Here is a 12,542-nt window from a genome sequence, read left to right on the forward strand (position 1 = left end):
GGCGGGTTCACCCTTCTTCCAGCATCGCCGTCTGGATCAGCCGATCTCCCAGCCTTCTGTCCACGTGGAAGCCGCGACCGGGCGGGAGGGGTTGCGGCCGGGTGTTGCCGAACAGGACGCCCTCCTCCTTGCGGCCCGACATGATCAGCGCCGGGCTGGCCATCTCCTTGAGCCGCTGCACCGCCTGGTCGTACAGTGCCCGGCCCGCGCCGCCCATCTGACGGGCGATGATCACGTGGAGTCCGATGTCACGCGCCTGGGGCAGCAACTCGGCCAGCGGCTGCAGGGGATTGTTCGAGGTGGCGACCAGGTCATAGTCGTCCACCACGACGTAGAGGTCGGAACCCTTCCACCAACTGCGCTCACGAAGCTGGTCAGGGGTGAGGTCGGCGGGCGGAAGGCGCTTGAGCATGGCCACCCGGACCTCCTGCACCAACTCGGCCGCGGCCGCACTCGACACGGCATAGCCGATGCGATGCTCGGTGGCCGCGGTGTCCAGCAGCGACCGCCGGTAGTCGATCACGACCATCCTGGCGTCCTTGGGCGGCTTGCGCGCCACGACCCCCTCCATGATCAGCTTCAGCACGTTCGACTTGCCGCACCCGGTGTCGCCGAAGACGATGAAGTGCGGATCGGTCGCGAAGTCGAGGGCCACCGGCGAGAGCGTGCCCTCGTCGATCCCGATCGCGACGCTGTTCGCCCCGGTCTGCTCCGGCCCCGGCAGGTCGGACACGGGCAGCAGCGACGGCAGCAGCCGCACCGGGGGAGCGGCCGGGCCCTGCCACGCGGCGCCGACCGTCTCCACGAGGGCGCCCAGCCCGTCGGCGAGGTCGTCGGCGCCGCGCAGCCCGTCGATCCGGGGCAGGGCCGACAGGAAGTGCATGCCGTCCCTGGTGAGCCCGCGTCCCGGCGTGCCCTCGGGCACCGCCAGCGACGCGGTGCGGCTGATCTCCGACTCGAAGGCGTCGCCGAGCTTGAGCTCGATCCTGGTGCCGAACAGGTCGCGGATGCCCGGCCGGAACTCCGACCACTTGTTCGTGGCCGCCATGACGTGGACGCCGTAGCCGAGTCCCCGCGCCGCCAGATCGGTGATCACCTGCTCCAGGCTCTCGTACTCGTGCCGGACGGTCAGCCAGCCGTCCACGACGAGGAACACGTCGCCCCAGCCGTCGCCCTCGATGGATCCGTCGGCCAGCCGCTTGCGGTAGGTGGCGATCGAGTCGACGCCCTGCTCGGCGAACCGCTGCTCACGCTGCTGGAGGATGGCCGAGATCTCGGCGACCGTGCGGCGGACTCTCTCGACGTTCTGCCGGTTGGCCACGCTGCCCACGTGCGGGAGCCCCTCCAGCGCCGACAGCGAGCCGCCGCCGAAGTCCAGACAGTAGAACTGCACCTCACGGGGGGTGTGGGTGAGCGCCATGCTGGTGATCAGGGTGCGCAGCACGTTGCTCTTGCCGCTCTGCGTGCCGCCCACGACGCCGACGTGTCCGGCCGCGCCGGACAGGTTCAGCCAGTACGGGTCGCGGCGCTGGTCGAAGGGCCGGTCAACGATGCCGACGACGGTGAGCAGCTTGCCCCGGCCGTCCCAGCCCGGCGTGGACAACCCGAGGTCCGGTGTGATCGACAACGAGGGGAGCAGATGGGCCAGGGTCGAGGGCTCGCCCAGCGGCGGCAGCCAGATGCGGTGCGCGGCGGGGCCGCGCCCCTTGAGGCGGCCGACCACGAGGTCGAGGAGACTGACCTCCGGCCCGCTCTCCGCCGGCTCCTCCGCCTTCTTCTCCGGAGGCTCGTCGGCCACGGGCAGCGGCGCGTAGCCGGACCCGTACTCGACGATCTCCCGTGCCGTGGGCTGCCCGCCGTCCGCGGCCTGCCTGGTGTCCGGCTGGTGGGCGCCGGAGACGTACGCGGCCTTGAACCTGGTCATGCCGGTGGTGTCGAACTTGAGGTAGCCGTTGCCCGGGGCGGACGGCAGTTCGTAGGCGTCGGGCAGGCCCAGCACGGCCCGGCTCTCCATGGCGGAGAACGTCCGCAGGCCGATCCGGTACGACAGGTGGGTGTCGAGCCCGCGTAACCTGCCCTCGTCCAGGCGCTGGGAGGCCAGCAGCAGGTGCACGCCGAGCGAGCGGCCGAGCCGGCCGATCATCACGAACAGGTCGATGAACTCGGGCTTGGTGGACAGCAGCTCGCTGAACTCGTCCAGCACGACGAAGAGCGTCGGGAGCGGGCGCAGGTCGGCGCCCTGCTCCCTGGCCCGCTCGTAGTCGCGCAGCGAGGCGTAGTTGCCCGAGGCGCGCAGCAGTTCCTGCCGGCGCACCATCTCGCCGTGCAGCGCGTCGTGCATGCGGTCGACCAGGGGGAGCTCGTCCTCCAGGTTGGTGATGACCGCCGAGACGTGCGGGAGCGAGTCCAGGCCGAGGAAGGTCGCGCCGCCCTTGAAGTCGACCAGGACGAAGTTGAGCACCTCGGAGGAATGGGTGACGGCCAGCCCGAGTACCAGCGTGCGCAGCAGCTCCGACTTGCCGGAGCCGGTGGCGCCGATCAGCAGGCCGTGCGGCCCCATGCCGCCCTGGGCGGACTCCTTGATGTCGAGCTCGACCACGCGGCCGTCGGCGCCGAGCCCGATCGGCACGCGCAGCTTGTTACGACCGGCGCGGGGCCGCCAGATGACCGCCGGGTCCAGCCGGCGAGGGTCGCCGATGCCGAGCAGGTCGGTGAGCGTGGTGTTGACCGACAGCATGTCCTCACCCTCGTCACCGCCGACGGAGGAGGAGGCCCGGAGCGGGGACAACTGCCTGGCCAGCACGTCCATCCACACGAAGGAGAGCTGGTCGGGCGTGCCGAGCCGCGTCTTGCGCTCCTTGCCCGCGTGATCGACCTTCACCATGTACAGGGCGTCCTGCTGGACGTCCAGCCGCAGGGTGTTGCTCTCCTCCACGGCGCCGGTGGAGCCGGTCAGGTCGATGACGGTGACGCCCTGGATGGCGTCGCCGGCGAGCTGCGAATCGTGGGGGACCCGCCCGCCGTCCACGATCACCACGTGGTAGGGCAGCGCGGCGGCGGGCGAACCCGGCTGGAACCTGGCCCGCTCCCTGAGCTCGCCGCCGATGAGCCGGTCCAGGTCGCCGAGGTTGTCGGCCATCAGGCGCACGGGTCCGACCGCGTCGAACTCGTCGGGGTGCAGGGCGTGCGGAAGCCATTTGGCCCACTCCCAGTGGGGCAGGCGGTCCTGAGCGGCGCAGACCATGACGCGCATGTCATCCGGGGAGTGGAAGACGGTGACCTGGCCGATGATGGCGCGCACCAGTCCACGGACCGCCGTGATGTCCCCGCTGAGCCGGACGCGGGCGAAGGAGGCGAGAGCGACGGACACGGGCAGCCGGGGCACCGTGGAGTGGGACCGCATGAACCTGCGCAGCGCACCGGCCGACAGCGCGTCCAGGTCCTCCACGGGTTTGGAGTCCGGTGGGACGAGCTGGATGGCCAGCTTCTGCACGCCGGTGCCGAGCCGGATCGTGCTGAAGTCCTCGTCGCGGGGACGCCGCTCCCACAACCGGGTTCCCATCGCGATCCACCACAGCGAGTCCGGCTCAGGGCCGCTCCACGCCAGGGCCTCGCGTTGCTGCTTGGCGGTGCGCCTGGCCCTGGTGCGGATCTGGCTGAGATAGCGGAAGTAGTCGCGGCGGGCGCCGTCCAGCCGGTACCTGCGCTCGCCGGCCTGGCGGCCCATCTGGCTGACGGTCATGCCGAGCATGGAGACGGCGAACAGGCCGCTGGCGACGTACATGACCGGGTTGGCGCTGCCCCCCGAGGTGAACATGAGCGCCATCGCCGCCGCTCCCGCCAGCATCGGCAGGTAGGAGAGCACCAGCATGAAACCCTGGGCCTGGACGTCGGGAATCTCCGGCGGGGACTCCAGCATGACTTCCCCGCGAGGTGGCGTGGGGCCGGGGCGGCGCTCGGGGCGCCGGACGACTACTTTGCTCACCGGGCGTTCCTACCAGAAGTGACCCGCTATGTTCTCTGCTGTCCATGATGCTTGTGGGACGGAGTGGACTGTGAATTCGAAGGTTCAGGGGACATCGCCGCCCGAACCGGCACCTGGTGAGCGGGAACCCGAGGGGAGCACGCCGGCGCTCCTGGGGCCGATCCAGCAGGGCGCCCTCGCGCAGGTCCCGCTGCCGTTGCCGCTCGTGTGCAACGTCACGATCGTGGGGCCCAGCCGCAGGGCCGATCTGGCGCTGCCCGCCGACATACCCCTGCCGCATGTGCTGCCGGGGCTGCTGCGCATGCTCGGAGAGGTGGGCGGTGACGCCATGTCGTCACCGGGGTGGGCGCTGCAGCGGCTGGGTGGCGCTCCTCTTGACCTGGAACAGAGCCTGGGCACGCTCGGCGTGCTCGACGCCGAGGTTCTCTACCTCCGCCCCCGCGACGCGATCCTGCCGGCCGCGGTCTTCGACGACGTGGCCGATGTCGTCGCCACCGGGGTCAACGGATCGAGTGGCTGGTCACCGGCACGTACCAGGACTCTCAGCGCGGTGGGTGCCACGGGCCTGCTCGTCTTCGGCGCCGCCGGACTGGGCTCGGCCGGTCTGCCCGCACCGGTCGGCGCGATCACCGCGGGCGTGTTCGCGCTGCTGCTGATCGTCGCGGGAGCCGCGCTGTCGCGCGCCCTGGGAAATTCCACGGCCGGCGCGCTGATCGGCCACGCGGCGTTACCGTACGGCTTCCTGGCCGGGCTGTTCGCGCTCGCCGGCGGCGGGGGCCTGGCCGGCGTCGGGGTCCCCCACCTGCTCTCCGCGCTCGCCTGCACGGCACTCACCGCAGCCGTCGCCGGGATGCTGATCTCGTCCGGCATCCCAGGTTTCCTCGGTACGGCTGTCGCGGCGACGTTCGGTGCGGTCGGCGCGGCCGTGGTCATGGTGACCGGAGCCGCGCCGGCCGGCGTGGCGGCGCTGGTCGTCGCCGTGCTGCTGGCGCTGAGCCCGCTGGTGCCGACGCTCTCGTTCCGGCTGGCTCGGGTGCCCTTGCCGGCCATGCCCACCTCGGCCGAGGAACTGCGCGCCGACAACCAGCGGCTCGACGCGGCGGCGATCCAGGAGCGCACAGCGATCGCGCAGAGTTTCGTCACCGGGCTGATCATCGCCACCGGGCTGGTGGCGCTGATCGCCCAGGCGCTGCTGGTGCTGCACGGCGGACTGCTCGCCTGCATCCTGACCGGCACGCTGTCCCTGACGCTCGTCATGCGCGCCCGCGTCTTCTCCGGTCCCGCCCAGCGGATCTGGCTCGTCGGCTCCGGCCTGGCGGGGCTCGCGATGCTGGCGTTCGCGCTCAGCTTCGAAGGTGGCATCATCGGTGCGCCGGCCGTGGCGATCTGCGTGCTGTGGGCGTCCCTGCTGACGGTGGGTGTCGGGATGAGCCTGGCGTCCGGAAAGCCATCGCCGTTCTGGGGCAGAGCCGGGGAGATCCTGGACGTGTTGCTGATCGTCGAGTTGTTCCCCCTCGCGGCCGGTGTGCTGGAGATATACGGCTGGATGCGCGGATTGTCAGGCTGAAACGTTGCTTGCCGACGAGGCAGAGGAGTGCGGATCATGCAGGGATTCGGAGAGTTCGCGAACATCGACATCGACAAGCTGCTCAAGGGAGCGGACGGGCAACTGGCGCGCATGGAGGAGTCCCAGAAGAACCTGGAGTCCTGCGTCGGCCGGGCGCGGGACGAGCAAGGGCTGGTCGCCGTCGAGTGCGGCCAGGAAGGCGTGCGCGAGCTGTACCTGCACCCCAAGGCGCTGCGCCTGTCCACCGGCGACCTGGCCGACCTCATCAAGACAGCGCTGAATGACGCCACGCAGGACCTGAATGTCCAGGTGACCGAAGTGATGAGCGCGGCATTCGGCGACTCCGACGACAGCCCGACGGCGTACGTCACCAACCCGGATGCGGCGCTGAAGAAGATCAAGGAGGCGGAGTCCTCCTACAACCGGACCTTCGACGACGTCATGGGCGAACTCGAACGTATCCGGCGGCGGCTGGAATTGTGATCAGGACGGATCTCGCACGTCCGGGTTTGCTCAGAGCGCACGATGCGTTGGCGGTGGGCGCAGATCTTGCTCGCAACGCGAGAACAGCGGTGATCGGTGGGACACCCCGTGGCAGCATCCGAGTCGATGTCGTTCCGCGGGAGTAGTCGGCTCGGTCCGCAGTGACTGCTCACCGCATGAGACACAGCCATGTCCCCATGGAGGTCACATGTCACTGTTCGGAGCAAGTCCGACGCAGTTGGCCAACGCCGCAGGGTACTGCCAGGACACCGCGCAGTACATCGAAGGCATGCGTCAGAGGGTTCAGACCATCAAAGGCGAGCTGACCACCCAGGGCTGGCGGGGCGGCGCCGCCCAGAAGTTCAGCGCTGCGCTCGACCAGTGGGACGTCGAGTTCAAGGCCGTGATCCAGATCCTCGAAGACATCCATGACCGGCTCAACATCGGCGCCGGTGTCTACCGGAACGCCGCCGAGCAGAACATGGACCTGTCCGGGTCGCTGGCCAGGGACGGTTACCTGGGCCGGATCGACTCAGTGGTCAACGCCAACTAGACGCAACGGAGATCGCGATGACCGTTCCCGATGATCACACATTCGTCAAGTTCGGCAGCATGGAGCAGGCGTACGAGGAGCTGAAGAAGGTCGTGACCGAGCTCGACCGGGCCACGGACGACCTGTTCGCCGACGTCAAGAAGGAAATCGGCGCGAGCTGGGAGGGCGACGCCGAGCAGTTCTTCAACGCGAAGAAGAGCCAGTGGGACGCCCACGAGCAGGCGATGGCCAAAGAACTGTTCCAGGCGGCGAGCGCCGTCGACATCGCCAAGGGCAACTACCAGTCCGCTGAGCAGCGCAACATCGCCATCTGGACCGACTGACCGCAGCCGGCCGCACCTTCCTCCCTCGGTCGCCGCGGTGGTGCGCGGCGGCTGAGGGATCGTGTCTGCAGGGGTAAGTGATGGGCAACCCGGATCGTGAGTCGCACGGCGATTCCCTCCACCTCAATCCGTACTTGGTCACCTTCGAGAGCGACGGGCGGGTTCACGAACCCGCCACGATGCGTGCGGTCGCCGACGCGCTGGCGGAACGTCTCCGGGCCATGGAGAAGTCGGAACTCGACGGGTCCGCCATGACCGAGATCCAGCTCGGTGCCGCCCAGTTCGGGGAGTGGGTGGATGCCAAGCTCTTCGGGGCGGCGGCGGGCAAGGACAGTGCGGGGCAGAAGTTCGGGCACGTCCACGCGGAATTCATCAAGGCCTACAAGAACGTCATCGCCGCCATCGAGGCGAGTGCGGGCAACCACGCCGAGGCGGATGCCCGAAACGAGGGCGCTTGACGGTGGCTGACAAGAGCACGAAGTTCGAGACGCTGCCCATCTGGGGGGAGCAGATCCCCACCGGTCAGACGGAGTTCCAGCCGAAGGCGGAGATCTGGCGGCTGCTGGGGACGTCCCAGCTTCAGCAGATCACCTCCGCCGGGGCCGCCTACACCAGGGCCGCCGAGGCGGTCACCGGCGCGGTCACCGGCATCGATGACTACGCCGGCAAGATCCTCAGCATCTGGCAGGGTCCGGATGCCGACCAGGCGCGCGTCGCCCTGGAGGCCATGTACGCCACCGGCCGCCAGTTGGCGCGAGCGCTCGCGGACATGGGCCGGGCCCTGGAGACCTACGCGGGTTACGTCCCCACGGCCATCGCCGAGGTCAACGGCATCACGGTGGACAAGAACGAGACGGCGGTCCAGGAGGAGATCGGCAAGCTGGGGATGATCGCGATCCCCAACTTGGGCGGCAGGACCGACGCCCAGTTGCTGATCTATGCGGTGCTCCAGGCCAGCGCCGTCACCAGGGTGGAGGACGCCAGGGCCCAGGAGGTGTTGAAGAGGCTCAACGAGAAGATCCGCTCCCTGTACATCTCCTCGATCCCCTTCAATATCAACTACGAGCTGCCGACCGTGACGGTCCCGTCCACGTCCGGTACCTCGGCCAGGGTCGTCTATGGCGACTCGGGCGGCACCCCTGGCACCACCTCCGCCGGTCGTGACGGCACCGGCGGCGCGGCGGACGGGAGCGACGGCGCCGCCGGCGTCGCGGGCACCGCCGGCCAGGAGGACGACCGGCCGAGTGCCACGGATGAAGCCGGCCCCGGGACGGAACCGGATGAGCAGCCGGGCCACGACCAGGCCGCCGGCCAGGACCCGCCGCAGAGCGCGGACCAGCCGGGCGGCCAGGACCAGCCGGGCACGGGGGAGCAGACCGGCGAGCAGACCGGTGAGCAGGGTGCGGACGCCGGAGCGCCGGCGGAGGACGACATCGCTCCGCAGGTGATCGGCTCCACGGACGGGACCTTCCCCGGCGAGGCCGCTCCCGCGGCCGACCCCCTCAGGACCGAGGCGGCGGCCTACCAGCCTCCCACACCTGTCGCGCCGCCCACGATCGGCGGCCACGCGGTGAGCACGCCCACCCCGACCACGTCGATCGTCCCGTCGGTGAGCGTTTCCCCGAACACCGCGTACCCGCCCGGCACGGGCCTCGCGGCGGTTCGCGGCGGCAGCCCGGCGGGAGTGCCCGGCATGCCGTTCCCGCCGATGCTGGGAGGGGGCGGCGCCACGGCGGGCGAGGGCAGCGACCTGGAGCGTAGTGCCTACCTGCCGGAAGACAGGACGGCGTGGAACGGAAGTCATGAGGTGACGGATCCGGTGATCGGATGAGTGGGCAGCCGTACGACGACGACACCGGCCAGTACGACGACACCGGTCAGCAGTTGTACACCGATTACGGTGTCATGCCGACGGCCGCCCAGATGGGGCCGCCCTCGTCGGGCATCTCCTTCAAGCCTGAGCATCTCAAGACGGTCGGCGACCAGCTCGATAATCACACGAAGCACTTCGACTCCTTGCAGGGCCGGTCAAATGACATGGGTGTCCCGTTACCCGGCTTCGGGGTGATCGGCCTCGGGCTCGCCAAAGCTCATGACCAGGCGATCGAGCGCCAGTCCTTCGCCTTGGTCCAGGGCAAGAAGGCGTTGGAGAGCTGGAAGGAGGCGCTGAAGGCGGCCGACGAGAACTACCGGGAAGCCGAGGAGGAGAGCAGGCGGCGGATCCGGAAGTCAAACAACGGGCCGTTCGACGTAGAGCGGGGCGAGGAAGGGCCGGGGGCACCCGGAATCGACCTGCCCGACAGCCCCGGCATGCCGGACGCCGACCTGCCGGACGCCGACCTGCCGGACGCTGACCTGCCCGGAACGGACCTGCCCGGGGGTGACGTGCCCGGCACGGATCTGCCGGGCGCCGATCTTCCGGACGGCGATCCTTCCGGTACCGGCCTGCCGGGCGGCGACCTGCCCGGGACGGACACACCGGGCACGGATCTGGGGAATCCCAACCTGTCGGCTGTCGATGAGCCGAACATGAAGGTCCCTGACATCGGCGCGACACTCAACCCGGAGCAGGACAAGACCGGGCTCTCCTCGTTCGACCCCAACCAGCAGCTCGCCGGGCCGCCGAACGCCGACTCCCGTGCGGGCACCACGTGGGGCTCGCCGGGCAGCGGCGGAGTGGGCTCGACCGGCGCCAACGGTCCGCGGATGCCCGGCATGACCACGCCCGGCGCCATGACCGGCGGGATGCCGATGATGCCCATGACACCCATGGCCGGCGCGGGCAACGGCACCGACGAACGCGACCGGGAAACGAACTCCCTGTTGTCGGAGGACGAAGGCGTGTGGGACGGGGACGAGGAGATCGCTCCCGAGATCATCGGCAAGGAGGCATAGGTGAGCTACGAGGAGGGCAAATGGCTGTACGCCGCAGCACTCGGCACCGCGACCCTCGCGGCGGGCATGATCGGGAAGCCATGGGCCAAGTACGTGGTCCTCATGATCGGTGTCGTGATCTCCGACCCGGGCCGGATGTCCAGCTCGGCTGATGCGTGGCGGGGCACCGACGGCGGGAGTCCATCCGAGCTGACCCAGCTCGATGGTGAGCTCACCACCCTGAAGAACATGCTCGGGGAGTACTGGTCCGGACCCGCCTTCGAGGAATTCACCAAGGCCCACGAGAAATTCTCCGAGTCGCTCAAAAAGCTCGAAGAAACGCGGAACAGCACCGGTGAGGCCATCGATCAGAACGCGAGGTTGTATTACTGGGGGGCCATCACATGCACCGCCGTCGCGGGAGCCATGCTGGCCATCGGGCTGATAATGATGTTCCTCCGCCGCAACGTCTACGGCAATTTAATCGCCCATGCGTTCAAGATTGAGGAGAAGATCGCCAGAACCTCGATCAAGGCGGCGAAAAATGTGCTGCTCAAGCTCGGCATCGGGGTCGGCGTCGTGGCCGGCCTGATGTATGTGGCCATTCAGCAGGCCGAGACCACCGGGAAGGCATTTCCTCTGGTGAAGGGGATACCGACCGCGATCGACTCGCTGAAGACCGGCGCGCCGGAGTTCACCGACGCCACGATTCAGTACGACAAGCAGACAGGCCAGATCATCCCCAAGGTAGACGTCTCCTCCTTGCCGGGCGGCCTCGGCTGAGCGCCGGCGGGCTCACCGGCTGGTGAGGCGGCCGGCGGACACCTCCGTGACAGGCTTCCGCGCGGCGGCCGGGTCGAGGAGCGGGCCCTCCGGGATCAGTCGCAGCAGATGGGCCGGCAACGGAGCGACCTGGGCCGCGTCGTAACCCAGTTGGTCCACGACATCGGCGGAAGCCAGCCGGAACCGCTTGCCCCGGTCGGTGATGAGCGAATACTCCGTGATGCCGGTGACCTGCCCTTCTCCAGGCAGATGGCCGGCCAGCGCGGCCCTGCCAGGAGGGAGCAGCACCTGGTCGACCAGGTCGGGCCCGCCGCCGCCCGACGGCTTCGGGATGGTCATGCTCGCGCCGGTCGTGAGCTGTGCCCGGACCGATCCGCCGGCCGTGTCGGCGTACACCGCGCACAGCGGCGAAGACACCCCGGGGGTGCGGAAACGCGGCATGGCGGACGGCAGCCCGCCACCGAGAATGCGCCGGTCGGACGCCTTGGCGGCGTTGACCGAGGCCGCGTCGACGGGGATCGGGCGCACGCGCCGGCTGCCGTACGCGGTCTTGGTGCCCGGGTCCTGGAGCAGCAGCGTTCCCTGAGTGTGGCTGACGGGGGCGAGGCCGTCGGCGAGCAGTACGTACCAGCGTTCCGGCACGCCCGGGATGGAGGTCGTCCGGAAGATCTGCCCCACGCGCGCGGCTTCGCCGCCGGGGCCCGTCACCCGCAGGCCGCGCTGCGCAATCTCGGGCGCGGCGAAGTCGGGACCTGCGGGAATGGCGTTCACCCAGGACAGCGGCATCTTGCGCGGTGCCTGATCGGTGAGCCGGCGTACGTCCTTGCTGAGCATCCGATGGTTGTTCCACAGCACCCAGTCGTGCTGCCCGTCGTTGACGACCAGCGCGTCGCCGCCCACGGGGGTGCCGCCGACGTCGATCCCGCCCAGCAGCGTCACGTAGGGCCGGAGCACTCCGGTCGCATCGGCCTGTTCGACCACGCAGACCGTCCACGGCGATCTGATCATCTTCTCCGGCTTCGGCAGCGAGTCCGGCGCGCCCGGGATGCCGATCTCCTGCCCCCTGACCAGGCCGTCCAGCGACTCGGCCGACACCGTACGGACGTTGATCTCCTGGCTGTCCAGCAGCAGCCTGGCGGAGACGTAGTTCGCCACCGGCTGCAGCTTGCCGTCGCCCTGGTTGTAGACGTAGGAGGCGCCGGTCTCTTCCTCGATGAGCAACTGGCCGGCCTCGACGAGCTTGGTGGCCCCACCCGGGCTGAGCATGCCCCAGATCCCGAATCCGGCCATGATCAACACCATGATGAGGATGCCCGCGAACGTCGCCACGTTATAGCGCCGCATCGGGGACTCCGGTAAATCGGGCTCACCCTGTAGCAGCGCCAGGCTCAGACGCCGGGCCATCATTTTGTGAGCCTGATAGAGGTCCTTACGGGTTTGCACGACGACCAATATTACGCGGGTCGGCCAAGTAATTCATACCGGCAGACGGCTCAATATCTGTACGGCTCGCAAGTGGCCAAGTAAGATCTTGACCAACCGGATGTGGAGGTTTCATGGCACCGACGAACAACAGTTGGCATTTGGAGCCGAGCTGGCCCGGATTGGTGACCGAACGAGACGGGGTCACGTATAACCCGGAGGGTCTCGTCGTCATTGCCGACGCGCTGCGGAGGTCCACGATGTCCATCACCGGCTCCGGCTCCTATCCGGACGTGGAGGCGCAGCGCGAGATGGTGAAGATATTCGCCAACAATCTGGTGGAGGAGGCGGGTGAGTACGGCTGGAAGGGCGGCCCCGGCTGGGTGGGGGAGTGGAACGGCGGCCTGACCTTCGCCGAGGCCCTGGTGCAGAGCAACGAGGAGTTGATCAACGTCTACCGGGAGGTCAACGACAAGCTCATGACCGCGATCTCCCTGATCGAGGCGGGTGCGGGCACCTACAAGCGTGCGGATGCGGCGAACGAGGCTTAGA

Annotated in this window: 11 protein-coding genes; 9 read left to right on the forward strand and 2 right to left on the reverse strand. The window is 69.0% G+C overall.

The features are described 5' to 3' along the window. Positions 1-7 precede the first annotated feature (7 nt). On the reverse strand, positions 8-3,985 hold the full coding sequence (gene eccCa / locus FAF44_RS05015; RefSeq protein ID WP_237101806.1) for a type VII secretion protein EccCa: 3,978 nt from the start codon (positions 3,983-3,985) through the stop codon (positions 8-10). Between the two features lie 70 nt (positions 3,986-4,055). Between eccCa and eccD the strand changes: the two genes are divergently transcribed. From eccD to FAF44_RS05055, 8 genes are all read left to right on the forward strand, one after another. Further along, positions 4,056-5,552 carry a type VII secretion integral membrane protein EccD gene (gene eccD / locus FAF44_RS05020; protein ID WP_237101807.1) on the forward strand — a complete coding sequence of 499 codons (1,497 nt, stop codon included), beginning with the start codon at positions 4,056-4,058 and terminating at the stop codon, positions 5,550-5,552. A gap of 36 nt (positions 5,553-5,588) precedes the next feature. Further along, positions 5,589-6,035, forward strand: coding sequence for a YbaB/EbfC family nucleoid-associated protein (locus FAF44_RS05025; RefSeq protein WP_237101808.1), 447 nt, complete (start codon positions 5,589-5,591; stop codon positions 6,033-6,035). A 208-nt stretch (positions 6,036-6,243) separates the two neighbouring features. After that, positions 6,244-6,588, forward strand: coding sequence for a WXG100 family type VII secretion target (locus FAF44_RS05030; RefSeq protein ID WP_237101809.1), 345 nt, complete (start codon positions 6,244-6,246; stop codon positions 6,586-6,588). A gap of 17 nt (positions 6,589-6,605) precedes the next feature. Then, a complete protein-coding gene (locus FAF44_RS05035; RefSeq protein WP_237101810.1) occupies positions 6,606-6,911 on the forward strand; it encodes a WXG100 family type VII secretion target in 306 nt (101 codons plus the stop codon). Positions 6,912-6,991: 80 nt separating this feature from the next. Then, positions 6,992-7,369, forward strand: coding sequence for a hypothetical protein (locus tag FAF44_RS05040; protein ID WP_237101811.1), 378 nt, complete (start codon positions 6,992-6,994; stop codon positions 7,367-7,369). Continuing rightward, on the forward strand, positions 7,366-8,742 hold the full coding sequence (locus tag FAF44_RS05045) for a hypothetical protein (protein WP_237101812.1): 1,377 nt from the start codon (positions 7,366-7,368) through the stop codon (positions 8,740-8,742). The genes FAF44_RS05040 and FAF44_RS05045 overlap by 4 nt, the downstream gene beginning before the upstream one ends. Continuing rightward, on the forward strand, positions 8,739-9,806 hold the full coding sequence (locus FAF44_RS05050; protein WP_237101813.1) for a pentapeptide repeat-containing protein: 1,068 nt from the start codon (positions 8,739-8,741) through the stop codon (positions 9,804-9,806). The genes FAF44_RS05045 and FAF44_RS05050 overlap by 4 nt, the downstream gene beginning before the upstream one ends. Then, positions 9,807-10,568: a WXG100 family type VII secretion target gene (locus FAF44_RS05055; protein WP_237101814.1), complete on the forward strand. Its 762-nt coding sequence runs from the start codon at positions 9,807-9,809 to the stop codon at positions 10,566-10,568. Between the two features lie 12 nt (positions 10,569-10,580). On the opposite strand, the gene eccB is transcribed toward FAF44_RS05055, so the two are convergent. Next, on the reverse strand, positions 10,581-12,011 hold the full coding sequence (gene eccB, locus FAF44_RS05060) for a type VII secretion protein EccB (protein ID WP_308193283.1): 1,431 nt from the start codon (positions 12,009-12,011) through the stop codon (positions 10,581-10,583). Positions 12,012-12,124: 113 nt separating this feature from the next. On the opposite strand from eccB, the gene FAF44_RS05065 reads away from it, so the two are divergent. Continuing rightward, a complete protein-coding gene (locus FAF44_RS05065; RefSeq protein ID WP_237101816.1) occupies positions 12,125-12,541 on the forward strand; it encodes a hypothetical protein in 417 nt (138 codons plus the stop codon). The last annotated feature ends 1 nt before the right edge of the window (position 12,542 follow it).

Source organism: Nonomuraea sp. MG754425, assembly GCF_021699195.1.
GTDB lineage: Bacteria > Actinomycetota > Actinomycetes > Streptosporangiales > Streptosporangiaceae > Nonomuraea.